The sequence below is a fragment of the Leucobacter sp. WKLB1 genome, assembly GCF_059696215.1.
Window position 1 is genome coordinate 265,178 of sequence record NZ_AP046115.1, and the last position, 23,046, is coordinate 288,223.

Genomic DNA, 23,046 nt, shown 5'->3' on the forward strand with positions numbered 1-23,046 from the left:
GATCCGCATGCGGCCGGAGTGCCGCCGTCGATAGACTCGCGAGCATGAGTGACTTCGTCGTTTCACTGCCCACGGATTCCGGTTTGCGCGAGGCACTCGCGCATGTGCAGGGAGTCGAGTTCGTGGAGTGGGATCTCGACGGCCCGGCCCCGCGGGAGCGCTTCGACATCGTGGTGCCCCCGTACCTGGGTGGCAATCGGCCGCTCGCGGCGCTCAAGAGCGTCGATGTGCGCCTCGTGCAGTGGCAGTCGATCGGCTACAACGGGCTCGCGAAGTACGTGAGCGCCGAGCAGCCGGTCGCCAACGCGGCCACGGTGCACGAGACGTCGACTGCGGAACTCGCGGTCGGGCTCGCCATCGCGGCCCAGCGCGGGCTTGCGGAGTTCGTGCGCCAGGGCGATGCGCGGGAATGGATCGGACGGTCGACCCCGAGCCTGGCCGACCGCCGGGTGCTCCTCATCGGGTACGGCGGCGTCTCGCAGGCGATCGAAGCGCGTCTCGCGGGGTTCGAAGTCGAGATCTCGCGACTGGCCCGCACGGCCAGAGAGCAGCAGAATCTGGCAGGAGCCTCGGTTGCGGTGCAGGGATTCGACGGGCTGCACGCGGCGCTCGCCGACGCAGATATCGTGATCATCGCGGTGCCGCTGACCGCCGAAACCACGCACCTGCTCGACGCTGCTGCGCTTGCCGCGCTTCCGGATGGTGCCTTGATCGTGAACGTGGCTCGCGGCCCGGTGGTCGACACCGATGCGCTGGTTGCAGAACTCTCCGCGGGTCGTCTGCGCGCCGCGCTCGACGTCACGGACCCCGAGCCGCTCCCGAACGATCATCCGCTCTGGAGCGCGCCCAACGTGCTCATCACGCCCCACGTCGGCGGCGACTCCAGCGCGATGCTACCGCGCGTCGCACGCCTCATCGAGCGCCAGATCGCGCATCTGCAGCGCGGGGAGCGCCCCGAGAACCTCGTGCTTGGTGAGTGGAACTGACCGAAGCCGAGAGCCCGTCAGCGCGCCGGTTGATCCTGCGTGATCTCGTTCGATGCCGTGAGGAAGCGCAGGAACTCCACTGCGGCCGTGACCGCGGGATCGGGCTTGCGGCCCACGCGATACCGGAGTGCGATGTGCCGCACTCCGAGCCCGGGGAGATCGTGGGTTTCGACGCCGCTCAACGAGAACTCTCGGAGTGCCAGCTGCGGAAGCAGCGCGACGCCCTCGCCGGCGGAGATGAGCGCGAGCGCCGACTGATGGCTTGCATATTGATGCGGGGCGATCGCCGAGTTCTCGATGCGAGCGCGCACCCGCTGCGACGCGTGATGCACGCCTGAGCCGGGGTCGATCTGCAGCCACGGGAGTCGCAGCCGATCGAGTTCGACCACACCCATTGCGGCCTGTGTTCCTGCAGGGGCGACGAGCACCCAGGGGTCGTCGAGAAGCGTGACTTCGCGCACGCCGGGGCCGAGCGGCGGTGGCGGCACCGACTCATCGCGCTCGATCGCGATGATGTCGTAGGAGGCGGCGCGCAGGCCGCGGAGCATGACGGGCATGTCGGCCTCGACCGCCTCGAGATGAACGCCGGCAAGTTCGGTGCGCCATCGAGGAAGCGCCGGCGCGAGCACGCCGCTCATGAAGCTCTGAAAGGCGCCGAAGCGCACCGTACCGCTGGGGAGTTCGCTCGCCGCACCGACTCGCAACGCCGCCTCGTTGACCTCCCGCTCGACGTTCTCGGCCAGCTCGACCAGCTCGCGGCCGGCGGCGGTGAGCGTGATGCCGCGCGGACTGCGTACCACCAGCGGAACACCGACCTCGGACTCGAGTCGCGCGAGTTGCTGCGACACCGCCGACGGGGTCAGCGTCAGCGCTTCGGCGGCAGCGAGCACACCGCCGCTCCGAGCAATCTGGAGCAGAAACGGGAGTCGCGAAACTGCGATGCGCATGTTTAGAAATTCTACACCCTGGATCACGAAAGATTCGATTGTGCTGGATGCGTTGGCACCTGAGGATAGTCCTGTCGAGTTGCAGGAGCAACGGCCCGTTCAGCGGCCGACCCGCAGCCCGACCTGCCACAAGTTGAGCGCGAGAGGAGCAGGCAGTGCAGGAGATCGTCGGGAACATTCTGGGTTGGGTCGGAACCCTGGGTACTTTCACCGCGTACGTGCTGATGCTGCGCGGCACCTGGCTCCCGACGACTAAACGGTATCTCGTGCTCAACACCGTCGGCGGGTTTCTCGGTGCGGGCGGGGCAATCGCCTTCGGCGCCTGGCCGTCATTCGTCTCGAACGTCGTGTGGGCACTGATGGGTGGGTATGGTCTCTTCGTCGCGATCCGCCGCACGGCGGTCACCAGCACTCCAGACATGATCATCACGCCCACGGCAGCCCTGCCGATTCTGCCGATGCCGCACTCGGTGTGGGATCCGTCGAGCACGATGGCCTCCTCGATCAGCCTGCCCTGGCTGCCGCGCGTGGGGGAGGGCGCCGGCGGTGAAGCCGCCAACCCAGGCTTCGCTGGTGCGACCGCAGGCGATCCCGAGCGCCCCGCAGTGGAGTACCCGCGTGCCACGCACGAGCCCGCCGCTCCGGGAAGCGCCCTCATCACCGATCTACTCGACTGGCGCGAGTTCAGTGCCGCAGCGCGCTCGGCCTGACACCACGCGCGTAGACTCTCGGCGCCAATTGAGCAGCGGATGAACGCTCCGACCGTGCGCGGTCGCGGTCGGTAGACTGGACCCCTATGCCGCTGCGCCACGAGCGCTGCGGTGCCAAGATCCCCGCTTGCACCTTGGAGTGAATTCAGAAAATGGCTGAGCAGTCTCGCCTCGATAAGGTCATCGCCCTCGCCCGTCACCGCGGCTTCGTCTTCCAGGCCGGTGAGATCTACGGCGGATCGCGCTCCGCCTGGGACTACGGCCCTTTGGGCACGGCTCTCAAAGAGAACATCAAGCGCCAGTGGTGGAAGGCCGTCGTGCAGAAGCGCGACGACGTCGTCGGTATCGACTCGAGCGTGATCCTGCCGAAGCAGGTCTGGGAGGCCTCGGGCCACGTCGAGGTCTTCAGCGACCCGCTCGTCGAGTGCTTGCAGTGTCACAAGCGCTACCGCGAAGACCACCTCATCGAGGCCTTCGAGGAGAAGAAGGGCCGCGCGCCCGAGGGGGGTCTCGCTGAGATCGTGTGCGCCAACTGCGGCACCCGCGGCCAGTGGACCGAGCCGCGCGCGTTCTCGGGTCTGCTGAAGACCTACCTCGGCCCCGTCGATGACGAGGCCGGCATGCACTACCTCCGCCCCGAGACGGCGCAGGGCATCTTCGTGAACTTCGCGAACGTGCTGCAGGCGGCACGTATGAAGCCTCCGTTCGGCATCGGTCAGATCGGCAAGAGCTTCCGCAACGAGATCACGCCGGGCAACTTCATCTTCCGCACCCGCGAGTTCGAGCAGATGGAGATGGAATTCTTCGTCGAGCCGGGCACGGACGAGGAGTGGCAGGAATACTGGATGAATGAGCGGATGTCGTGGTACACCGGCCTCGGCATCAACCCCGACAACCTTCGCTTCTATGAGCACCCCGCCGAAAAGCTGTCGCACTACTCGAAGCGCACCGCCGACATCGAGTACCGCTTCGGGTTTACCGGCGGCGAGTGGGGCGAGCTCGAGGGCATCGCGAACCGCACCGATTTCGATCTGTCGACGCACTCGAAGCACTCGGGTAAGGATCTCAACTTCTTCGACCAGACGAAGAACGAGCGCTACACGCCCTACGTGATCGAGCCGGCCGCCGGCCTCACTCGCTCGTTGATGGCCTTCCTCGTCGACGCGTACCGCGAAGAAGAAGTGCCGAATGCGAAGGGCAGCACCGACAAGCGCACGCTGCTCGCGCTCGATCCGCGGCTCGCGCCGATCAAGGCCGCGGTGCTGCCGCTGAGCCGCAATGAGGCGCTGTCGCCGCTGGCCAGAGAGATCGCGCAGGACCTCCGCGACGACTGGAACGTCGACTTCGACGATTCGGGAGCCATTGGCCGCCGTTACCGCCGACAGGACGAGATTGGCACGCCGTTCTGCGTCACCGTCGACTTCGACTCGCTCGACGACGATGCGGTGACCGTGCGCGAGCGCGACACGATGGAGCAGGTGCGCGTGCCGCGTGCCGAGCTGCACGCGTTCCTCGCTGAGCGCTTGCGCGGCGCCTAGCGAAACGCATCGCGTTTCGGTCGGCGCCGGTGACGCGTAGCGTCAGCCCACGGAGCGCAGCGAGGGGTCGGCGCCGGTGACGCATCGAAACCCCGCTGAGATCTCGGATCTTGGCGGGTTTCGTCGTGTGCGGCGCGGGTTTCGGTGTTCGTGCAGGAGAAGTTCGATCCTGCGGACCGAACTGCAGGTTTTCGACCGAAGGCGCGGAGAACTCCTGCGGTTCTGGAGGCGGTCGCCTGCGCTACTCGGGCGGATGTCGGCGGCGGCTTCTAGGATGGAGCGTATGACGAGCACTGGTTCCGAGCCCTCCGAGCGCCCAGAATTTTCGGCACCTGCACCAGTAGAGCCGCCGCAGTACGCGTGGGCGCGCCCCGCAGTGCAGCTCCAGCAGGTCGAAACCGAACCGCTCGAGTACCACCGACTGCTCCGCGGAGTGCAGAATTACCGCTGGTGGAAGCCGCTGCTGCTCTTGCTGCTCTCTGGGGTGTACTTCGGTATCTTCACGATCATCGTGAGTGTCGCGTTCCTGCCGCTTCTGCTCCAGAACCCCGATTATTTGAATGGGGTGACGACGGGCACGGGTGCAGCGCTTGATACGCAGGTTCCGGTGTCGGTGCTTTTGAGTCTCGTGTCGATCATCATCATGATTCCCGCGGTGATTCTTGCGATGCTCACCTTGAACATGCGGCCGAATGGGCGCGTGTGGTCGGTGGCTGCGCGCATCCGCTGGGGTCTCCTCGGCCGACTGTCGCTCGTGGCTCTGCTCGCGGTCGGGGTAATGAATGTCGCTGCGATCGGGTTGGAGATCGCACTGAACCCTGCATCGCTGAATGAGCCTGCCCCGACGGCGGCCGCAGCAGATTTTGACTGGACCGCAGCGTGGACTTCGCTCGTCATTGTCATCCTCCTCGTACCGCTGCAGGCGACTGCCGAAGAAGTGGTCTTCCGTGGGCTGTTCATGCAGGTGCTCGGTTCGTGGCTGAAGAGCCCGTGGTTCGGCATTCTGATTCCCTCGATCGGGTTCGCGCTCGCTCACATCTACGACATCTGGGGGCTGCTCTCGGTCGGCTTGCTTGGGGTTGTGGCCGCCTGGCTCACCTGGCGCACCGGTGGGCTCGAAGCTGCCATCGCGATTCACATCGTCAACAACCTCATCGCATTCGGCTTCATGACGTTCAACGTCGGGGGCGAGACCGCCCAGGTCGAACAGACGGGGGGCGTGGGGTCACTGATCGGCTCTGTGGTGGGGTACGCCCTCTTCATCTGGCTGGTGATTCGGGTGTTCCGCAAGCACGGTTATGGGCGTACGCGCATTGATATCGTGCAGATCGAAGTTCCGCTGGGTGCCGGTGCGGGTGGTGGCGCTGCCGTTCCTGGCCCCGCACCGACCATGCCGGTGGCCGGCACGGTCTCGCCGGAAGAGGAGCAACCGCGTGGTTGATGTCTATGTCATCGGAGATGGAATTCCTGAGCTTGCGGCCGCGCTCGAACTCGCGGAGGTGGGGCTCACGGTGCGAGTCGCGCGAGGCGGGAGCGCGCCGGCCGCAGAACACGCAGGCACAGCGGCACAAGCGCTGGCGCCGTTTGATCCGGATCGAGTAACCGATCCCAATGGCACACTGCGTGAGTTTCTCACGCACGTCGCTGCACCGCTTTCCACTGGGGGCCCGGCGACACCGGGAGCTTCTCCGCTGGCCGCAGCACCGGGGCCGGTGCTGCTCCGGGGTGCGAAGAGCCTCCCGGTCGAACAACCGATGCCATCGGTCTTCGGAATCCCTGCAGTACCGCTCTCGGAAGCGAGCCTGGCTGTGCTCGGAGGGGCAGGGGCGACTCGTGCGTTCCTTGATCGCGTGATGCCGCTGCTGACCATTGGCAAGACCCAACGTCTCGGAAAGCTCGTACGCGCTCGCATCGGAGCGACCGCGCTGCAACGTCTCGTCGAGCCGCTGGTGCACGAAAAGTATGGGGTCTCCGCAGACGTGGTCGATGTGGCGATTGCGGCGCCTGGTTTGAACGAGGATGTGACGACTGCGGGCTCTCTCTGCGGCGCCGCAATGGAATATGCCGCGCGTTCCGTTGCACGTGAAACCTTCGTGCAGCCGGTTGACGGGTGGGAGAAGCTGCGCGAAACACTGCTCGACCGACTTGCGCTCTACGGCACTGAGATCGTCGATACGGGAGTGGTTACGGTCGCGGAAGTCACGTTCGATGCGACGGAGTCGTCTGAGACGACCGCTTCAGACGAGGCGACCTGGCAGGTCGTCGAATCGGGAGACGCGGCCGGCGAGGCTTCGATCACCGCGCGCGCGGTGGTGGTCGGTGAGTCGGAAGCGGGCGCCGACGCGCCACTCCAGGGTGCGGGTGAGAACCCGAACGCCCGATGGGTGGTGAACGTGGAAGTGAGCGAGCCCGAGTGGGCCGGGGCTGCGACGAATCCGGCTTCGGCGAGGGACCTGGTCGAACTCGTACGCGATGACTCGGGCAGCGTCTGGGCCGTGCGCTGGCACGCCCCGACTGCGCACAGTGCCGACGATGCGGCGGGGAGTGGCTCGTGGACGATTCGGGCGAGCAGTTCGATCGGCGTGGCGCGTAACCTCGATAGTGACCAGGCCGCAGCTGCGGCGTTGGGAGCGGCAGGTGCAACGCGGGCGCCCGGCGGTCGCCTGCATGCGTTCACCGTGCTGGCTCCCTTCGCCGCGAAGAGCGATCGCGACCGCGCGCTCGTGCATACCATGTCGTCTCGCGATGCGAAATCCACTTGTTTGCGGGTGGGCACCCGTGGGCATAGTGGAGACCTCGCCACTGCGGTGCACGACGCGCGTGAGGCGGCGGTGCGGCTGCGCCGACACCTCACGGGAATCGCCGAATGACACCTGGGAGGACTGGGTATATAACCGAAGGCGCATGCAACGGGCATCGACCCGGAGTAGGCTGGGCGAAGACCAGGAACCGCCACGAACTGGAGGCATCATGAAGGGTAAGATCGCATTCGTTCTCGGCGCAGCTGTGGGCTATGTTCTCGGGAGTCGAGCAGGGCGCGAGCGTTATGAACAGATCAAGCGGGGGGCCGAGCAGGTATGGCAAACCGCTCCGGTGCAGCAGGGCGTCGACGCCGTCAAAGACGCGACGCGCGGCACGGTTGAAAACATCAAGGACTCTGCGCTTCGTGCCGGCAAGAACGCGTTCACCGCGCTCGTGAATCAGCAGGATCGCCGCACCGACACTGCAACGCCGACAGCGCGAACTGCCGCAGCCGCTGATCGGAACGCCGCAACCACCGCGAATCCGCGCGGGGCGACGGCCACGTCGCTGGGCGGTGACAGTGGAGCAGGAGACGCCACGGATACCACAGACGAGGCGCGCGCATGAGTCGCAAGCGCCGGGATGAAGCCGGCACGTTCGAACTGCTGAGTCGCCTGCCGCAGCAGATCGTCGGGCTCGCGCAGGTCGAGTACCAGAACGCCAAACGCGAGATCGTATCGAAAGCCAAGAAGGCCGGCATCGGTGCCGGTGCCATCGTGATCGCGCTCTTCTTCGTCTTCTTCATGCTCGAAGCGCTGGTCATCGCCGCGATCGCGGCACTCGCACTGGTGTGGCCATGGTGGCTCGCAGCGCTCGTCGTCGCAGCGGGTCTACTCGTGCTCGCGGCGCTCGCGATTCTGGCGGGAATCGCGCTGATCAAGCGCGGCAACCCAGTGCCCGAAGAAACACTCGATCGCGTCGGGGGAGACATCTCCGCAATGGGCGAGGTGCGCATCAACGCCGAGCCCCCGGTACCGCCGCAGCAGCACCGCGCCTCGCGCATGCCTCGCGTCGGAGAAGAAGGGAACTGGCGATGAGCCACGAAGAGAAGCTGCAGGGCGTTGCAGACGCGGCACAGGCGCGCGCAGAGCTCTACGACACGCTCTCACAGCTGAAAGTGCGATTGAACTACGCGCAGCGCGTCGACGACGCCGTTGATGACGCGAAGCAGCGCATCGCCGCAGAAAAGCGGCGCAACCCTCTCGCATTCGCCGCGGGAGTGGCGGGTGCCGCGGCAATCGCCGGCCTTGCCGTGTGGGGTATCGCTTCGGTGGTCGCGAAGAAGCTTCGCTGAGGCTTCTCGGACGGGCGAGACACTCTCACTGCAGGTCACAGTTCGGTTGCGTTCGCCTGCGCAGATGCCGTCGTTTTGCGTCATCGCGGTGGCAGGGTAAGAATAGGGTCAACGGAATTCCGTGAAGGGCCAGGCCGCAGTCTCCGGTAGATTGATGTGTCGGCCATTTTTATTGGTGTCGAGTGAGTGGGGTGTATGTCTGCTGAGGCAAAGCCGCTCAGTGGTCTTCGGGTGCTCGTTCCTCGGGGCGGAACCTGGGGCGATCTGGTCTCGAGGGCTCTCCGTGAGCGGGGAGCGCACACGGTGATCGCGCCGCTCGTCGACTTCGCGCATACGAGCGAAGAAGACAAGCTGGTCGATGCGCTCAAGGATCTCGAGGCAGGAAGCTTCGACTGGATGACAGCGACGAGCTCCACCGTCGCCGACGTGCTCAAGCATCACAACGCAGTGATTCACCCCGACACGAAAGTCGCGATCGTCGGTGAAGCCACCGCCGTTGCGTTCACGGACGCGGGGTACCCGATCACCCGCACGCCGAGCGAAGAGAACAGCACCTACGCACTGCTTGACGAGTGGAGCGAGATCAACACCGACGAGGTGCTGAAAGTGCTCACCCTGCGCTCGGACGTCGCCGTCCCCGTGCTCACCGAAGGCCTCACCGAACGCGGCCACGACGTGACCCAGGTGCTGGCGTTCCGCACGGTCGGAGTGCCCGCGTCGGTGCACATTCGAGAAGACATCGAGTCGGGCCGCATCAACGCGTTGCTCGTCGCGTCGGCGAAGATCGCCGAAGAGGTCGCATCACAGTTCCCGGACATCCCCGAGAACACCATCGTCGCCTGCGTCGGCGTCAACACCCTCGAAGCCGCCGCGGCGCTGGGGCTTCCGGCCGACGCCAACGATCCGTCGCACCCGGTGTACGCCCCGAAGCGCGCACTGATCGAGACGGTCGAATCGGTGATCGACCAGAGCGACATGTTGGATTGAGCTGATGGCAAGAGTCGAGGTGCACCCGGACCGCGTGATCATTCGGCTGACCGCATCCGAAAAGATCGCGGCGATGCGCCGACGAGATATCGAACTCGATCGCACCGCGATCACCTCCGCCATCGTCACCGATGACCCCTGGGTCTGGGTGCGCGGGGTACGTGCACCCGGTGCGTCGCTTCCCGGAACACTTGCCGCTGGCACCTGGCGTAATTTTACAGGGCGGGACTTCGTGCTCGCTCGACGCGGACGTAAGGCCGTGGTCATCGACTTTGAGACGCCCGAAGGGGCCGATGAAGATCACGGTTGGCACGGCGAATTCGACCACTTCTCACGGGTGATCGTGTCGACCGTGCACGCCGGCGAATTGATTCAGGCTCTGCGCCTCGACGGCGGCGCGACCGCGGTCGACGCCGGCGCCTGACGCAGAGCCCGAGCTTCGTCTCAGTCGCGCACGAGCACGAGCGCGTCGAGATCGATGCGCGTGCGCGGAGCGACCTCGCGCTCGCGGAGCACCTCTGACAAGTCATCGGCGGAGCCGATCTTGCCGACGACGCTGATCGACACGGGGAGCTGGCGATCCTCCAGGCCGAATGCCGTGCGAATCGCATCGCGATCGAACCCGCCGAGCTGGTGCACGTGCACACCCTCAGCGGTCGCCTGCACGCTCAGGTGCGCCACGGCCTGACCGAGATCGTACTCCGCCCACGGGCGTGCGTTGCCCTCGGCATCGGCGGTCTCGGCGATGTTCACGATGAACGCCGCTGCGCTCCCCGCCCACTGGCGGTTGAAGCCGGCGAGGGTCTCGGTGATGCGCTCGAAGTTCTCGCTGCCGCGGCGGGCCACGATGAATCGCCAGGGCTGCGAGTTGTTCGCGCTCGGTGCCCAGCGGGCCGCCTCGAGCAGGCCGCGAAGAGCTCCCTCGGGGAAGGCGTGGGTGGCGTCGAACGCGCGGGGGCTCCAGCGCTCGGCGAGGTGTTCGATGACGGGGGCGCTGGTCTGGGCAGTGCGCGGGCTCACGGGAGGCTCCTTGGGTCGTGCGATGGTTTCCGACTCAGCAGAACGCCCGACCATGACGCTGTATTCCCCAGCTCGAAATGTTGCACTCAGTGCGGGCCGAGAAGCCACGCGATCGCGGCGATGATGGGCAGGGATGCGAACGTCGTGAGGAAGACGATGTCGCGGACCATCGTCTCGCCCTGGCGATACGTGGCCGCGTAGTTGTAGATGTTTTGGGCGGTCGGCAGCGCGGCGATGATGGTCGCGACGAAGACCTCGTGGTCGGCGAGCCCGAAGGCCTTCGCGAGCCCCCAGGCGATGACCGGCATCAGCACGAGCTTGAGGGCCGAAGCGGCGAAGACTGCTCCGCGACCGGTGCCGGGCTGCAGTGCGCGCTGCCCGCGCAGTGAGATGCCGAAACTCAGGAGCACCATCGGGATGGCGGCGTTGCCGAGCATTTCGAGCGGTGCGGAGACGATGTCGGGCACGCCCCAACCGAACAGTGCGAAGATCAGGCCCAGCACGGACGCGATGATGATCGGGTTCGAGGCGGCACGCCCCAGTGCGGCCACGGCACCCCGCAGGGCTCCGCCGCTCTGAGCGCGAGGTTCGGCAGGAGTAGTGGCGTCTCCGCCGAACAGCTCGCCGCGCCGACCTCGGCGCGTGGTTTCGAGCATCGAGAGAATCGTCGGGGCGAAGAAGATCAGCTGCACGAGAATGAGCGGTGCGACGTAGGCGGCGTCACCCAAGATGTACACGGCGACCGGGAGTCCGAGGTTGTTGGCGTTGACGTACCCCGACCCCGCAGCGCCCAGCGTCGTGCTCGCGAGGTCGCGCTTGAACCAGAGGCGCGACGAGATGACGAACAGCGCGGCCACGATCAGCGCGGCGAGCGTGGTGATCAGGATCACCGGTGAGAGCACGATGGCCGGGTCGCTGGTGCGCAGCACGGTGAAGAGCAGCGCGGGCGTCGCGACGAAGAACGCGACGTTGTTGAGCACGCGCCGCTGTTCGCCCTTGACGACACCGAAGAAGGCGGTGAGGTAGCCGGCTCCGATCACTCCGAGAATGAGCGCGAACCCCTGCAGTACCCCGAACATTCAGCTCCCTCCCGCCCCTTTCATCCTAGGGGCGGTGCGAGCGGTGGCGTCGTGGCGGTGTCAAGCGCCGTAGCAGCCTCCTCGAGCACGACCCGGGTGAGGCCGTCGAGTATCGGGGAATCGAGCTTCCACCGCTGCCAGTACAGCGGCATGAGGATCGGCCGATCTCCGAGCGCGACGAGCCTGCCGTCGGCGAGACCTGCGGCGCATTGCAGCTCGGGGAGCATGCCCCAGCCCATACCGAGTTCGATTGCCAGGGCGAACTCGGCGGAGGAGGGGATGAAGTGTTTCGGCGGATCAATTCGGCTGCGGGTGACGCGGCGGATGAATCGTTGCTGGAACGCATCGTGCCGGTCGAACTCCAGCATGGGAGCCGTCGCAAGCGCGTGCGCGGTGACGCCCGCACTGAAGTGGGTCGCGACGAACTCGGGGCTCGCGACCGCGCGGTAGTGGTCGGTGCCGACACGAGTCGAGGTGCAGCCCGGAACCGCCTCGGCGGTGGGGGTGAGCGCGGCCACCGCTCCGCCGCTGCGCAATCGCTCGGTGGAGATCGTTTCATCGGCGCGCAGCACCTCGAATGTGGCGCCCGTTTCGCGCGCGGCGCGCGCGAGTGCCGGCACGAACCACGTGGCGAGCGAATCGGCGTTGACGACGATGGGAATGAGCGCGGCACTGCGGTCGGCGCCGTGCTGACCGAGCTCGTTCGCAACATCTGCGGCGATGCGGTGCATCTGCCGTGCGGCGCGCAGCACCACGGCGCCGGAGGGGGTGACCGAGACCGGGCGGGTGCGGGCGATCAGCACGGTGCCGACGCGCTGCTCCATCGCACGCACTCGCTGGCTGATGGCGGAGGGGTCACGTGCAGGCGACGTGCGGCACCCTCGAAGCTTCCCTCGTCGATGATGGCGGCGAAGGTCTCGAGGTGCTCGATCGGGAAGTCCACACGGCTACCTTAAGCACAGCTCATGCAACTGAAGAAGATTGAGGTGCGCTGAAGTGGCGCGGAGGCGTCGGCGAGCTCTACCGTCGGAGCGTGATCATTCCCTTTCTCGTCGGTGCCGGCAGCGGACTCTCGCTCATCGTGGCGATCGGTGCGCAGAACGCGTTCGTGCTGCGTCAGGGCATTCGGCGCGAGCACGTGCTGCCCGTCGTGCTCATCTGCGGGCTGGCCGACGCGGTGCTCGAGACGTTGGGCGTGGCCGGCATCGGCTTCGTTGTGCAGCGCGCGCCGATCCTGCTCGAAATCGTGCGCTGGGGCGGCGTCGCTTTTCTGCTCTGGTACGCGTGGTCGGCCGCGCGACGGGCGATGCGCCCCGAGGCACTGCTCGCGAGTGACGGCGAGTCGACCACGCTGCGCCGCACGGTGCTCGCGTGTCTCGCGATCACGCTGCTGAACCCGCACGTGTATCTCGACACGATGGTGCTGATGGGCACCATCGGCAACGCACAGGGTGATCCGGATCGCTGGTGGTTCGTACTGGGTGGCGCGATTGCGAGCCTGTGCTGGTTTTTCCTGCTCGGGTACGGGGCCCGCCTGCTGACCAGGTTCTTCGCGAGCCCGAAATCCTGGCGCATTCTCGACGGGATCGTCGCGGTGACGATGCTCGTGATCGCCGCACGCCTCGTCTTCGGTGGCATCGCGCACTGACTGCGCAGCGCACTGACCGCGCAGCGCACGGACCGCGCCCGCGTCAGCCCTCGGGCGGAGCGGGGACGAGCCGGTACAGCACTTCGGGCCTACCACGCTTGCCGTACCGGTGGGCCAAATCGATCGCGCCGATGTCGACCAGATAGTCGAGGTAGCGCCGCGCGGTGGGGCGTGAGATCTGGCACTGGGCCGCGAGCTCGACCGCGGAGATCGGGGTGACCGGATCGAGCACCTCCAGCACGGATTCCAGCGTCACCTCCGAGATTCCCTTGGGCAGGGACGGCGCTGCGCGACCTCGGTCGATCTCGGCAGGCGACGGCAGGGTGATCCGGCCCGTCGACTGCAGTCGATCGATCTCGCCTTGCGCCAGCGCGAGTTCCCGCGCGCCCCCGGCATCGGTGCGTCGCTCGCTGCGGTACGCGGCGAGACGCGCCTGCAGCGCCTCTTCGGTGAACGGTTTCACGAGGTAGCCGACAACGTGCGCGGCAAGCGCCTGGCGCACCGTGACCTGATCGCGGGAGGAACTGATCACGAGCACATCGGGCGACGCCTCGTGCAGAGTGCGCAGACGATTCAGTACCTCGATGCCGCTGATGTCGGGGAGGCGCATGTCGAGCAGCACCAGATCGACATCGCCGCGGAGACCGTGCTGCACCGCGGCGCGACCCGTTCCCACGGTCGCGGTCACCACGAACCCCGGAGCGCCGGCGACATATCGGCTGTGCAGCATGCGCGCGCCCGGGTCGTCGTCGACGATCAGCACGCGCAGCGGAGGTGCGGCAGTGCTCACGTGCCCACCTCCAACTCGAACCGGAAACGGGCGCCGCCGAGGTCGGAGCGCCCGAGCTCGATCATGCCACCCCGGTCGGCGATCGTGCGGCGCACGAGGTCGAGTCCGATGCCGCGCCCGAAGCCGGTCGCATCGAGCTTCGATGAGAACCCGCGCGCGAACACCCGGTCTGCGGCGGCGGGGCCGATGCCTGGGCCGTCGTCGGCGACCTCTCCGTGGAAGGCTCCGTCGCGTTCGATGAGCGCGCACCGCACGCGCGTGGCGCCGGCCTCGCCGGCATTGCGGCAGAGGTTGGCGAGCACGAGCACGACGCCCTCATCGACATCCGATTCGACCTCGAGCGCGGTTTCGAGCACCGCACCGAGGCCCCCCAACTCGGCGCGCAGCGCATCGAGCGTGGCGCGGAGCAGCGGAGGCTCGGTCGTGGCGCCGGTGGTGCCCGCATCGACGGGAGCCGTGCGGTCGATGTAGGCGAGTGCGTCGGCGGTGTCGCCGTGCGAGACGAGGCCGTGAATGACGTGCAGGCGGGTGTGGAACTCATGCGTTTGCTCGCGGAGCGCAGCGGCGGTGCGACGGGCGCTCTCGGCTTCGAGCGCGATCGCATCGAGACGGCGGAATCGCCGCTCGAGCAGCGCGGCGAGCAAGGAGCTGGCGACGGTGCCGACGAGCAGCGCGCCGAGCGCCCAGGGCAGCAGTTGCCGGAGCGCGGCGTCGAAATCGGCGGAAATGCGCGACTCCAGGATGCCGACCGAGAGCGACCCGACCACGTCGCCCGCTTCGTCGCGCACCGGCACCTTCGCGCGAAGGGTGCGGCCGATCGTGCCCTCCTGGGTGCCGAGAAACTCCTCGCCGTCGAGCACTTCATCGAGTGGCGTCGAGACCTTGCCGCCGCGCATGGCGGGGTTCGGGTGCGTGATGCGCAGCCCACGGTTGTCGGTGATGACGAGGTAGTCGACTCCTGCTGCCTCCTCGACGACGTCGGCGAGCGGTTGCAGTTCGCGGGTCGCCGCGGTGAGATCGTCGCCCGTGTGGTCGAGGACGCCCCGCACCTGGTCGAGCTGCGCGAGGCTCGTCGCCACATCGCGCACTCGGTCGGCGGTCGCCTCGCGAATGCTGGTCTCCTGCACCGAGATCGCGATACTCGCGGTGACTCCGACGCCCGCGAGCACGAGCAGGGTCGGCAGAGCGAGGATCACGACGCGCGCCCACCGCGAGGTCGCCCAGCGCGGGGAGACGCTTCGCGCAGAGACGCCCTGCGATCCCGCCGTGCTCTTCACCGCAGGGCGTTTCACACGTCGAGCGACTCGCCGTCGGCGAGCGTGAGCAGCTCTGTGCCGGTGAGCTGCTGGGTGAAGCGCGCGAACGAGCCGCGGCCGAGGTCGCTGAGCATCATGTCGTGGATCTGGATGGTGCGCTGGGGAGCGACGGCGCGAATGAAATCGACGAGATGCTCCATCTTCGTCCAGGGCCCCGAGCTCGGAGCGAGCAGCGTGGCGATGCGCGCCTCGGGCACGACGTAGGAGTCGCCCGGGTGGTAGACCGCGTCGGCGCCGGTGGTGTCGCTCGAGATGAGATAGCCCACGTTGCTCATGAGCGGAATATCGGGGTGGATCACCGCGTGCGCGCCGCCCACGACGTCGACGGTGAAGCCGCCCGCGTCGAACTGATCGCCGGGCTCGACCGGCGTGACCTGGCCTCCGTGCGACCCGAGAGCGGCGACCACGCTCTCGGGTGCCCAGACGCGCAACTCGGGGCGGGTGACGAGCGCGGCTTTCAGGGTCGCCGGATCGAAGTGATCGGGGTGGTCGTGCGTGATGAGTACAGCGTCAGTTGCCGCGATGAGCTCGCCCGCGTTGGCGGTGAACGTGCCCGGGTCCAGCAGCAGCGAGTGGCTGCCGTCGATGAGCGCGATCGTGGCGTGGGCATGTTTGGTGAGGCGCATGGCGCACACTCTACAACTCCGCCATCTGGCCCGCGTGAGCATCTATGAGCACAAAGCGGGTCGCGCGCTTCGACGCTCGCGCCCGATGGCATCGTGGTGCAGTCGGCGCGGCACAACGGAGTCCGCGCGAAGGGAAGCACATGACAGAGAAACCGCAAGGACGTACTCGTCGCGCGGTGCTCCGCGTCGTGGGCGGCGCCATCGCCGCCTCGGCCATCGGAGTCGCCGCCTTCGGGTCGATCAGCTCGGCCGCACTCGGCAGCGACATCCACTCGTCGCTCACCATCATCGCTCCGGCGGCTGCGGGCGGCGGCTGGGACACCGTCGCGCGCGAGATGCAGCAGGCGCAGCGCGCCAACGGTCTGAGCGCCAACGTGCAGGTCGTCAATATGCCGGGCGCCGGCGGCACCATCGCGCTCGGCAACCTCTCGCTGCTCGAGGGGCAGGCGAACACCATGCTCGTCGGCGGCACCGGGCTGCTCGCCGCGACCATCCAGTACGGCTCGGCAGCGACCCTCGACGACGTCACCTCGCTCGCCGTCGTGTTCGAGGAGTACGACGTGATCGTCGTACCCGCCGATTCGCCCTACGACACGCTCGACGACCTCGTCGAAGCGTGGAAGGCCGATCCGAAGTCGATTCCGTGGACGGGCGGCGGATCCTTCGATCAGCTCGTTGTGACCGACCTCGCGCTCGCCGCAGGCATAGACCCCGTCGACACGACCTACATTTCGTCGGACGGCGGCGGCGAGGCCGTGGCGGCGCTGCTCAACGGCACGGCGAAGGCGGCGACCGGCGGCTACCCCGACAACATCGACCAGATCGAGTCGGGCCGCCTGCGGGCGCTCGCGATCGTCGCCGAAGAGCCCGTCGACGGCATTGACATCCCGACCGCGCGCGAGCAGGGATACGACATCACGCTCGCGAACTGGCGCATGCTCGCGGCACCCGCGGGCCTCACCGATGACGAGACCGCGGGGCTCACCGAACTCGTCGAAGACACGCTCGCGACCGACGAGTGGGCCGAAGCGGTGGAGCGCTACCACTGGACCGACCAAGTGATCACCGGCGACGATCTGGAGGCGTTCCTCGTCGAGGAACGCGACCGTATCGCCCGCCTGTACGAGGAGATGGGGCAATGACGCCTTCGAACAACCCGACCGCGATGTCCGCGGTCGTCGGCGAGGAGATCCGGCTGCGGGCTGGCGACGGTCGCACCGCGGAACTGCTGAAACAGCTCATCATGCCGGCGCTGCTGGTGGCCTTCGCGGCCTACCTGGGGTACGGCATGCTCACGATGCGCGTGCCCGAGGGCACCGCCTTTCCGGGCCCGCGCTTCTTCCCCGCCATCATCGCGGGCGGCCTCGTGCTCTTCGCGATCCTGCTCGTGCTGTCTGCGCTGAAGCAGCGACGCACCGCCGATGCCGAGCGCGCCGCTGCCACCCGCGATCTCGGCGACTTCGAGCTGCTCAGCATGGAGCACGAGACCGCTGAGGGCGGCGTCTCCGAGGGTCTCGCGGGGATGGACGCCGGTGACGGTGTCGCAGCCCCTCAGCGCGCGGTGAAGCTCGACTGGCGATCCCTCGCCTGGATCGTGGGCTCGTTTCTCGCGTTCGCGCTGCTGCTCGATGTGCTCGGGTGGATCATCGGCGCCGGGTTGCTCTTCTGGTGCGTGGCGCGCGGCTTCGGATCGCAGAAGCCCATCGCCAGCCTCGTCACCGGCCTCACCGTGAGCTCGCTGGCCTACATCGCGTTCGACATGGCGCTCGGCATGTCGCTGCCTTCGGGCATTCTGGGCGGAGGGTTCTGATCATGGAGTCACTGCAGCTTCTCATGGAGGGCTTCGCCGGAGCCCTCACCTGGCAGAACCTCGTCTGGGTGCTCGTCGGCTGCCTGCTCGGCACCGCCGTCGGCGTCATGCCCGGCCTCGGCTCGTCGATGGCGGTCGCCCTGCTGCTGCCCGTCACCTTCTCGCTCGAGCCCACCGCCGCGTTCATTATGTTCGCGGGCGTCTACTTCGGCGGCCTCTTCGGCGACTCGACCATGGGCATCCTCATGAACACCCCGGGGCAGGCCTCCGCGATCGCGTCGACGTTTGAAGGCCACAAGATGGCGCTGAACGGCAAAGCGGCGCAGGCGCTCGCAACGGCCGCGATCGGCGCGTTCATCGGCGGCTTCATCGCGTCGATCCTCGTCGTATTCCTCGCACCCGCGCTCGCCGACTTCTCGTCGAGCTTCGGGCCGGCCGAGTTCTTCGCCCTCGCCGTGTTCGCCTTCGCCGCGACCTCCTCGGTGGTCACCGACAACGCGGTCAAGGGCCTCGCCGCCCTGTTTATCGGGCTCGGGATCGCGGTCATCGGCGTCGACGGGGCCTCTGGGGCGCCGCGCTTCACCCTCGACTCGCCCTTCCTCTTCGACGGCGTCTCGCTCGTCACCGTGACCGTCGCGGTGCTCGCGCTCGGCGAGGTCATCTACGTCGCCTGTCTCGAGCGTCACATGAGTGACAAGTCGATGATCAAGCCCAAGGGTCGGCCGTGGCTGTCGAAGGCCGAATTCAAGGAGGCGGCGCCCGCGTGGCTGCGCGGCACCGCGATCGGTCTGCCCTTCGGCGTCGTGCCGGCCGGCGGTTCGGAGATCCCGACCTTCCTCGCCTACGGCCTCGAGAAGCGGCTCGATCAGCGCCGCAAGTCGCCCCGCTTCGGTTCCGGGGCAATCCGTGGCCTTGCGGCGCCCGAGGCTGCGGGCAACTCGACCACCGGTATGGCAATGGGCGCCCTGCTCGCGCTCGGCCTGCCGATCTCCGCGACCGCGGCGATCATGCTCGCCGCCTTCCGCCAGTACGGGCTGCAGCCCGGGCCGCTGCTCTTCGAGCGCGCGCCCGACCTCGTGTGGGTGCTGCTCGCCAGCTTCTTCATCGCGATGATCGTGCTGCTCATCTTGAACCTGCCGTTTGCGATGCTGTGGGCCAAGCTGCTGCTGATTCCGCGCCCGTACCTGTACGCCGGCATCACGCTGTTCTGCGCGCTCGGCATCTACGCAACCTCTGGCTCGGTCTTCGACCTCATTATGCTGCTCGGCATCGGCATCGTCGGATTCTTGATGCGCGCGCTCGACTTCCCGCTTGCGCCGCTCATCATTGGCATGGTGCTCGGGCCGCTCGCCGAGACCAGCCTGCGCGACGCGGCGATGAGCGCCAACGGCGACTTCTCCGTGCTGGTGCAGGGGCCGATCGCCCTCACGCTGTACGCGCTGCTGCTCGCCGTGCTGGTGTTCGCGGTGCGCGGGCGGATCGTGGGTCGGCGTCGGGCGAAGGCGGCTGCGGCTGCTTTGGCGGCTGAGCGGGAAGCTGTCGAGGCGTAGGCGCTTGCTGGGGTCACCTTGGCCCAGGTAGCGGAGATTCAGGAAATCGCGGACCGTATTCTGCAGAACGGTCCGCGATTTCCTGAATCTCCGCGACTTGGAGTAGTGCGGCTATCGTCACCCGACGTGATCTGAAGCGCTGCAGCAATTGATCGGCGACGCTTGGTGTCGGTGGCCGCCCATAGGATTGCAGGTATGCCAATTTCTGCTCAAGACCGCACATATCTCGACCTCGCCATCGAACAGGCGCAGATCGGTTGGGACGAGGGCGGGGTGCCCATCGGTGCCGCGCTCGTGCGGCACGGGGCAGACGGCGACGAGGTGCTGGCCGTCGGCCGCAATCGCCGCGTGCAGATGGGCAGCGTGATCCGTCACGGCGAAACCGACTGCCTCGAGAACGCCGGGCGCCTGCCGGCGAGCGTCTACCGCGAGTGCACGCTCTACACGACGCTGTCGCCCTGCACGATGTGCGCGGGCACGGCCATGCTGTACGACATCCCGCGCATCGTGATCGGTGAGAACCGCAGCTTCGAAGCGTCCGAGTCGTGGCTCGCCAGCAACGGCACCGAGCTCGTGATCGCCGACGATGCGACCTGCATCGGGCTCATGGAGCGGATGATGAGCGAGCGCCCCGAGGTGTGGGCAGAAGACATCGGGGTCGAGACGAGTGAGCTCGCGGGCGGCGCCGCCGCTGCGAGCACCGATGCGATCGACTCCGAGGGCGGCCGATGAGCGGGGAGCGCACTGAGCGCATCGCCGAGCCGGCGCCCGCGACTGCCGAAGCGCACGCGGCTGAAGCCGTTGTCGACCGCGATTACCCGGTCACGCCCGTGCCGCTGCACGCGCGCAAGGGGTTCTTCTCGCTCGTCGTCGTGCTGCTCGGCTTCACCATCTTCACACCGACCATGCTCGCGGGTGCGGCGCTCGGGCAGTCGTTCGCGCTGAACGATCTGTTCATCGTCATCCTGCTCGGGTCCACCGTGCTCGGCGCGTACGTCGCGGTGCTCGGGTGGATCGGCGCCCGCACCGGGCTCACGACCGTGGTCATGGCGCGCTACACGCTCGGCACGCGGGGCGCGAAGCTCGCTTCGATCCTGCTCGGGGGCACGCAGATCGGTTGGTACGGCGTCGTCATCGGCACCATCGGCGAACTCACCGCTCAGGCGTTCGGCTGGGAGAGCTTCGCCGCGAAGGCCGCCGTGATGATCGTGGTCAGCGCGCTCATGTGCGCCACCGCCGTGTACGGCTACCGCGGCATGTACTGGGTGTCGCTCATCTCGACGCCGCTCATCTTGATTCTGGCGTTCTGGGTGATGTTCCGCTCGCTCGAAGAAGTGGGCGGGTGGGCCGGCCTCGCCGCCGTGCAGCCCGACGCCTCCATGCCGATCGCAGTCGCCGTAACCGCGGTCGTCGGCACCTTCGTCTCCGCGGGCACGCAGGCCCCGAACTGGACCCGCTTCGGGCGCTCGGGCCGCCAAGCCGTGCTCGCGTGCATCATCGGCTTCCTCATCGGCAACGGCCTCATGATCTTCTTCGGCGCGATCGGCGCCATCACGTTCGGCGAGGGCGACTTCGTGCTCGTGCTGTTCAATCTCGGGCTCGTCGGCTGGGGGCTCTTCCTGCTTTTCGGCAACCTCTGGAAGTCGAACGCCGATGCGGCATACTCTTTCGGCGTTGCCGGCGCCGAGCTGTTCTCGAAGCCCAGCAAGACGCGCTTCGTCATCATCGGGTCGATCATCGGCACCGTGCTCGCGCTCTTCGGGGTGAACGAGCACCTGCCGCAGTACCTCGGGCTGCTCGGCACGTTCATTCCGCCGCTCGGCGGTGTCATCATCGGCGACTACCTCGCGCGCTGGCGCTCGAGCCAGATGCCGCAGCGCGAAGCACTGCCGCGCGCGAACTGGGTCAACCTCGGCGTGTACGCGGTGTCGTGCGCACTCGCGTGGGTCGCGGGCGAATTCGGTATCGGCATCCCGCCGATCATCGGCGTCGTCGCGGCGCTGATTCTGTCGGTCGGTCTGGCGCGACTGTCGCCCCGCCGCATCGGGTAGGCGGCGCTGCTGTGCCGCGTGCTCGGTGAGAGATTCGGCTTCGGTTGGTGAGTGAGAGCGATTCGGGCTCACCGAAGCCGAATCTCTCACCGAAGCGGCGGCCTCAGACCTCCCCAAGTTCTGAGGCTGGGTCTACACGATGAATTTTGAACGGCTCAAGCTACCGTGGCCTCCTTTGCAGGCCACTATCGGAAAGATAGTTCCAATTCGTTCCCACGGCATCGACGAATTCGGTCGAGTGCACCATGTAGCGCTCGGTCTGGGCGTACGGGCGAATTGTTGCACCGTACTCTTCCAAAGTCATCGGATATACCCAGCTCGACCCTTTCCGCTCCACAAAGTACTCGCCGGGCGGAAGTACGCGAATGAGTTCAGTCTCGAGAGCATTGCCATGTAGATGCAGGCTGACACGCACATTGCGTATGGGTGCTGGTGAGGAGTTGGTGATCACGACACCGTAAGCACTGGCTTTTCCATCCTCCGTGCGGCATGATCCTGCCCATGCCCAAACGCCGTCTGCTTGGGCCCGAGCTTCTCGTTCGCTTTCCTTCTTGCTTGCGATGCGAGATTGTCTCAATTGAGCCGCTGCGAAGAGGACGGCGAGCGTCGTTACCCAAGTGGGGAGGTCGCCCCAGAAGCTGTGCACGATGATGATTTCCTTTGCTGCATAACGGGAACTTCCCGCCGTGAACGGTAATTCAGCCGTTGTATTGCAGTGTGGAAATTAATTGGTGTGTCGAAATAGAATTTTGGATGCAATCCTTCTTAGTGGCAGGCAGGGAAGGCTACGCGCCCGCGAGGGCGGCGAGCAGCGCGTCGACATCGGCCTCGGTCGTGTCGAACGCGCACATGAGACGGTAGAGCCCCGGCTGCGTCGGCCACGCCCCGAACGCGAACTGCGACTGGGCGCGGGCGGCGACCTCGGCGGGGAGCTCTGCGAATACGGCGTTGGATTCGACAGGCTGGGTGATCCGGAGCCCGGGCAAGGTGCCCTCGAGTGCACGCACGCCCGCCGCGAGGCGCTGCGCCAGCTCGTTCGCGCGCGACGCCGACCGCAGCCACAAGTCGCCCTCGTACAGTGCGACCAACTGTGCGGAGATGAACCGCATCTTCGAGGCGAGCTGCAGGTCGATCTTGCGCAAAAACGGGATGCCTGAGGCTGCACCTGGGCGCAGCACGACGATGGCCTCGGCTCCGAGCAGGCCGTTCTTCGTGCCGCCGAGGCTGAGCAGGTCGACGCCGGCTTCGGTGGTGAGTGCGCCGAGCGTCGTGCCCAGGTGTGCGGCGGCGTTGGCGAGGCGCGATCCGTCGACGTGCAGCACCATGCCGAGCTCGTGTGCCTGATCGGCGAGCGCGCGGATCTCGTCGGCCGTGTAGACCGTGCCGAGCTCGGTGACCTGCGAGATCGAGACGGCGAGCGGCTGCGACCGGTGCTCGCTGCCGTAGCCCCAGGCCTCACGCGCGACGAGCTCGGGGGTGAGCTTGCCGTCGGGGGTGTCGACGCCGAAGAGCTTCAACCCGCCGGTCTTCTCGGGGGCGCCGGCCTCATCCGTGTTGATATGGGCAGTGCGCGCGCAGATCACGGCACCCCAACGGGGCAATGCCGCCTGAAGCGCGAGCACGTTCGCGCCCGTGCCGTTGAACACCGGAAATGCCTCGGCATCGGCACCGAAGTGCTGCCGCGCGACCTCGTGGAAGCGGGCCGTGTACGGGTCTCCGCCGTAGGCCGCCACGTGACCAGCGTTCGCCCGCGCAATCGCCTCGATCACCTCGGGGTGCGCCCCCGACCAGTTGTCGGAGGCGAAGGCGCGTGACGCCTCGGAGTCTGTGGATTCGGTGGCTGCGGCGGCGTGCTGGCTCATGGGGCCAGCCTACGACTCGGGGGCTGTGGT

At 67.1% G+C, this 23,046-nt stretch carries 26 protein-coding genes; 16 read left to right on the forward strand and 10 right to left on the reverse strand.

The genetic code is table 11. The features are described 5' to 3' along the window. The first annotated feature begins 44 nt into the window (after positions 1 to 44). A complete protein-coding gene (locus ACZF5Y_RS01315) occupies positions 45 to 986 on the forward strand; it encodes a 2-hydroxyacid dehydrogenase (protein ID WP_497534016.1) in 942 nt (313 codons plus the stop codon). Positions 987 to 1,003: 17 nt separating this feature from the next. Here the strand turns inward: ACZF5Y_RS01315 and ACZF5Y_RS01320 are convergent, their stop codons facing one another. Then, positions 1,004 to 1,933, reverse strand: coding sequence for a LysR family transcriptional regulator (locus tag ACZF5Y_RS01320; RefSeq protein WP_497534017.1), 930 nt, complete (start codon positions 1,931 to 1,933; stop codon positions 1,004 to 1,006). Between the two features lie 155 nt (positions 1,934 to 2,088). Here ACZF5Y_RS01320 and ACZF5Y_RS01325 point away from each other — a divergent pair, with 155 nt between their 5' ends. The 9 genes from ACZF5Y_RS01325 to ACZF5Y_RS01365 all read left to right on the forward strand — a co-directional run bounded on the left by ACZF5Y_RS01325 (position 2,089) and on the right by ACZF5Y_RS01365 (position 9,688). Beyond that, entirely contained in the window at positions 2,089 to 2,643 is a 555-nt protein-coding gene (locus tag ACZF5Y_RS01325; protein WP_497534018.1) for a CBU_0592 family membrane protein, read from the forward strand. A 152-nt stretch (positions 2,644 to 2,795) separates the two neighbouring features. Then, the gene (locus ACZF5Y_RS01330) at positions 2,796 to 4,181 is read left to right on the forward strand and encodes a glycine--tRNA ligase (RefSeq protein ID WP_497534019.1); all 1,386 of its coding nucleotides are present in this window, start codon (positions 2,796 to 2,798) and stop codon (positions 4,179 to 4,181) included. A 283-nt stretch (positions 4,182 to 4,464) separates the two neighbouring features. Further along, a complete protein-coding gene (locus ACZF5Y_RS01335) occupies positions 4,465 to 5,622 on the forward strand; it encodes a CPBP family intramembrane glutamic endopeptidase (protein ID WP_497534020.1) in 1,158 nt (385 codons plus the stop codon). Continuing rightward, positions 5,615 to 7,051: a hypothetical protein gene (locus tag ACZF5Y_RS01340; RefSeq protein ID WP_497534022.1), complete on the forward strand. Its 1,437-nt coding sequence runs from the start codon at positions 5,615 to 5,617 to the stop codon at positions 7,049 to 7,051. The genes ACZF5Y_RS01335 and ACZF5Y_RS01340 overlap by 8 nt, the downstream gene beginning before the upstream one ends. A 100-nt stretch (positions 7,052 to 7,151) precedes the next feature. Further along, the gene (locus ACZF5Y_RS01345) at positions 7,152 to 7,550 is read left to right on the forward strand and encodes a YtxH domain-containing protein (protein WP_497534024.1); all 399 of its coding nucleotides are present in this window, start codon (positions 7,152 to 7,154) and stop codon (positions 7,548 to 7,550) included. Next, complete coding sequence (locus ACZF5Y_RS01350; protein WP_497534025.1) at positions 7,547 to 8,020, forward strand: phage holin family protein; 474 nt, start codon at positions 7,547 to 7,549, stop codon at positions 8,018 to 8,020. Before ACZF5Y_RS01345 ends, ACZF5Y_RS01350 begins: the two co-directional genes overlap by 4 nt. After that, positions 8,017 to 8,277, forward strand: a complete 261-nt coding sequence (locus ACZF5Y_RS01355; RefSeq protein WP_497534027.1) for a DUF3618 domain-containing protein — start codon at positions 8,017 to 8,019, stop codon at positions 8,275 to 8,277. The genes ACZF5Y_RS01350 and ACZF5Y_RS01355 overlap by 4 nt, the downstream gene beginning before the upstream one ends. A gap of 195 nt (positions 8,278 to 8,472) precedes the next feature. Continuing rightward, entirely contained in the window at positions 8,473 to 9,264 is a 792-nt protein-coding gene (locus ACZF5Y_RS01360) for a uroporphyrinogen-III synthase (protein WP_497534029.1), read from the forward strand. A gap of 4 nt (positions 9,265 to 9,268) precedes the next feature. Further along, positions 9,269 to 9,688: a hypothetical protein gene (locus ACZF5Y_RS01365; protein WP_053351221.1), complete on the forward strand. Its 420-nt coding sequence runs from the start codon at positions 9,269 to 9,271 to the stop codon at positions 9,686 to 9,688. 20 nt (positions 9,689 to 9,708) lie between these two features. Here ACZF5Y_RS01365 and ACZF5Y_RS01370 read toward each other — a convergent pair whose 3' ends face one another. The 4 genes from ACZF5Y_RS01370 to ACZF5Y_RS01385 all read right to left on the reverse strand — a co-directional run bounded on the left by ACZF5Y_RS01370 (position 9,709) and on the right by ACZF5Y_RS01385 (position 12,306). After that, a complete protein-coding gene (locus ACZF5Y_RS01370) occupies positions 9,709 to 10,284 on the reverse strand; it encodes a nitroreductase family protein (protein ID WP_497534030.1) in 576 nt (191 codons plus the stop codon). 86 nt (positions 10,285 to 10,370) lie between these two features. Then, complete coding sequence (locus tag ACZF5Y_RS01375) at positions 10,371 to 11,363, reverse strand: AEC family transporter (RefSeq protein WP_497534032.1); 993 nt, start codon at positions 11,361 to 11,363, stop codon at positions 10,371 to 10,373. A gap of 20 nt (positions 11,364 to 11,383) precedes the next feature. After that, positions 11,384 to 12,187, reverse strand: coding sequence for an ArgP/LysG family DNA-binding transcriptional regulator (locus ACZF5Y_RS01380; protein WP_497534034.1), 804 nt, complete (start codon positions 12,185 to 12,187; stop codon positions 11,384 to 11,386). Then, positions 12,160 to 12,306, reverse strand: a complete 147-nt coding sequence (locus ACZF5Y_RS01385) for a LysR family transcriptional regulator (protein WP_497534035.1) — start codon at positions 12,304 to 12,306, stop codon at positions 12,160 to 12,162. The genes ACZF5Y_RS01380 and ACZF5Y_RS01385 overlap by 28 nt, the downstream gene beginning before the upstream one ends. A gap of 90 nt (positions 12,307 to 12,396) precedes the next feature. Here ACZF5Y_RS01385 and lysE point away from each other — a divergent pair, with 90 nt between their 5' ends. Further along, positions 12,397 to 13,011: an L-lysine exporter gene (gene lysE, locus ACZF5Y_RS01390; RefSeq protein WP_497534037.1), complete on the forward strand. Its 615-nt coding sequence runs from the start codon at positions 12,397 to 12,399 to the stop codon at positions 13,009 to 13,011. Positions 13,012 to 13,054: 43 nt separating this feature from the next. Here lysE and ACZF5Y_RS01395 read toward each other — a convergent pair whose 3' ends face one another. The 3 genes from ACZF5Y_RS01395 to ACZF5Y_RS01405 are packed head-to-tail and all read right to left on the reverse strand — an operon-like array spanning position 13,055 to position 15,743. Next, on the reverse strand, positions 13,055 to 13,801 hold the full coding sequence (locus ACZF5Y_RS01395; RefSeq protein ID WP_497534038.1) for a response regulator: 747 nt from the start codon (positions 13,799 to 13,801) through the stop codon (positions 13,055 to 13,057). Further along, complete coding sequence (locus tag ACZF5Y_RS01400) at positions 13,798 to 15,093, reverse strand: sensor histidine kinase (RefSeq protein WP_497534039.1); 1,296 nt, start codon at positions 15,091 to 15,093, stop codon at positions 13,798 to 13,800. The genes ACZF5Y_RS01395 and ACZF5Y_RS01400 overlap by 4 nt, the downstream gene beginning before the upstream one ends. Continuing rightward, entirely contained in the window at positions 15,090 to 15,743 is a 654-nt protein-coding gene (locus ACZF5Y_RS01405; RefSeq protein WP_497534040.1) for an MBL fold metallo-hydrolase, read from the reverse strand. The genes ACZF5Y_RS01400 and ACZF5Y_RS01405 overlap by 4 nt, the downstream gene beginning before the upstream one ends. 140 nt (positions 15,744 to 15,883) lie before the next feature. On the opposite strand from ACZF5Y_RS01405, the gene ACZF5Y_RS01410 reads away from it, so the two are divergent. The 5 genes from ACZF5Y_RS01410 (at position 15,884) to codB (ending at position 21,154) form a co-directional block, all read left to right on the forward strand. After that, entirely contained in the window at positions 15,884 to 16,885 is a 1,002-nt protein-coding gene (locus tag ACZF5Y_RS01410; protein ID WP_497534042.1) for a tripartite tricarboxylate transporter substrate binding protein, read from the forward strand. Further along, a complete protein-coding gene (locus ACZF5Y_RS01415) occupies positions 16,882 to 17,553 on the forward strand; it encodes a tripartite tricarboxylate transporter TctB family protein (protein ID WP_497534043.1) in 672 nt (223 codons plus the stop codon). The genes ACZF5Y_RS01410 and ACZF5Y_RS01415 overlap by 4 nt, the downstream gene beginning before the upstream one ends. A 2-nt stretch (positions 17,554 to 17,555) precedes the next feature. Then, positions 17,556 to 19,103 carry a tripartite tricarboxylate transporter permease gene (locus tag ACZF5Y_RS01420; protein ID WP_497534044.1) on the forward strand — a complete coding sequence of 516 codons (1,548 nt, stop codon included), beginning with the start codon at positions 17,556 to 17,558 and terminating at the stop codon, positions 19,101 to 19,103. 195 nt (positions 19,104 to 19,298) lie between these two features. Continuing rightward, entirely contained in the window at positions 19,299 to 19,835 is a 537-nt protein-coding gene (locus ACZF5Y_RS01425) for a nucleoside deaminase (protein ID WP_497534045.1), read from the forward strand. Next, entirely contained in the window at positions 19,832 to 21,154 is a 1,323-nt protein-coding gene (gene codB / locus ACZF5Y_RS01430) for a cytosine permease (protein WP_497534046.1), read from the forward strand. Before ACZF5Y_RS01425 ends, codB begins: the two co-directional genes overlap by 4 nt. Before the next feature lie 160 nt (positions 21,155 to 21,314). On the opposite strand, the gene ACZF5Y_RS01435 is transcribed toward codB, so the two are convergent. Together ACZF5Y_RS01435 and ACZF5Y_RS01440 are read right to left on the reverse strand one after the other, a co-directional pair. Then, the gene (locus ACZF5Y_RS01435; RefSeq protein ID WP_497534047.1) at positions 21,315 to 21,800 is read right to left on the reverse strand and encodes a hypothetical protein; all 486 of its coding nucleotides are present in this window, start codon (positions 21,798 to 21,800) and stop codon (positions 21,315 to 21,317) included. A gap of 139 nt (positions 21,801 to 21,939) precedes the next feature. Further along, entirely contained in the window at positions 21,940 to 23,016 is a 1,077-nt protein-coding gene (locus tag ACZF5Y_RS01440) for a threonine aldolase family protein (protein ID WP_497534048.1), read from the reverse strand. Positions 23,017 to 23,046: the final 30 nt, after the last annotated feature.

What these genes read in the sequence shown, in the direction of transcription:
- ACZF5Y_RS01415 (WP_497534043.1), top strand. Translation starts at nt 16,882, where the DNA reads ATGACGCCTTCGAACAACCCGACCGCGATGTCCGCGGTCGTCGGCGAG.
- ACZF5Y_RS01345 (WP_497534024.1), top strand. Translation starts at nt 7,152, where the DNA reads ATGAAGGGTAAGATCGCATTCGTTCTCGGCGCAGCTGTGGGCTATGTT.
- ACZF5Y_RS01425 (WP_497534045.1), top strand. Translation starts at nt 19,299, where the DNA reads ATGCCAATTTCTGCTCAAGACCGCACATATCTCGACCTCGCCATCGAA.
- ACZF5Y_RS01330 (WP_497534019.1), top strand. Translation starts at nt 2,796, where the DNA reads ATGGCTGAGCAGTCTCGCCTCGATAAGGTCATCGCCCTCGCCCGTCAC.
- ACZF5Y_RS01315 (WP_497534016.1), top strand. Translation starts at nt 45, where the DNA reads ATGAGTGACTTCGTCGTTTCACTGCCCACGGATTCCGGTTTGCGCGAG.
- ACZF5Y_RS01405 (WP_497534040.1), bottom strand. Translation starts at nt 15,743, where the DNA reads ATGCGCCTCACCAAACATGCCCACGCCACGATCGCGCTCATCGACGGC.
- ACZF5Y_RS01360 (WP_497534029.1), top strand. Translation starts at nt 8,473, where the DNA reads ATGTCTGCTGAGGCAAAGCCGCTCAGTGGTCTTCGGGTGCTCGTTCCT.
- ACZF5Y_RS01375 (WP_497534032.1), bottom strand. Translation starts at nt 11,363, where the DNA reads ATGTTCGGGGTACTGCAGGGGTTCGCGCTCATTCTCGGAGTGATCGGA.
- ACZF5Y_RS01350 (WP_497534025.1), top strand. Translation starts at nt 7,547, where the DNA reads ATGAGTCGCAAGCGCCGGGATGAAGCCGGCACGTTCGAACTGCTGAGT.
- ACZF5Y_RS01420 (WP_497534044.1), top strand. Translation starts at nt 17,556, where the DNA reads ATGGAGTCACTGCAGCTTCTCATGGAGGGCTTCGCCGGAGCCCTCACC.
- codB (WP_497534046.1), top strand. Translation starts at nt 19,832, where the DNA reads ATGAGCGGGGAGCGCACTGAGCGCATCGCCGAGCCGGCGCCCGCGACT.
- ACZF5Y_RS01365 (WP_053351221.1), top strand. Translation starts at nt 9,269, where the DNA reads ATGGCAAGAGTCGAGGTGCACCCGGACCGCGTGATCATTCGGCTGACC.
- ACZF5Y_RS01410 (WP_497534042.1), top strand. Translation starts at nt 15,884, where the DNA reads ATGACAGAGAAACCGCAAGGACGTACTCGTCGCGCGGTGCTCCGCGTC.
- ACZF5Y_RS01320 (WP_497534017.1), bottom strand. Translation starts at nt 1,933, where the DNA reads ATGCGCATCGCAGTTTCGCGACTCCCGTTTCTGCTCCAGATTGCTCGG.
- ACZF5Y_RS01335 (WP_497534020.1), top strand. Translation starts at nt 4,465, where the DNA reads ATGACGAGCACTGGTTCCGAGCCCTCCGAGCGCCCAGAATTTTCGGCA.
- ACZF5Y_RS01380 (WP_497534034.1), bottom strand. Translation starts at nt 12,187, where the DNA reads ATGGAGCAGCGCGTCGGCACCGTGCTGATCGCCCGCACCCGCCCGGTC.
- ACZF5Y_RS01440 (WP_497534048.1), bottom strand. Translation starts at nt 23,016, where the DNA reads ATGAGCCAGCACGCCGCCGCAGCCACCGAATCCACAGACTCCGAGGCG.
- ACZF5Y_RS01355 (WP_497534027.1), top strand. Translation starts at nt 8,017, where the DNA reads ATGAGCCACGAAGAGAAGCTGCAGGGCGTTGCAGACGCGGCACAGGCG.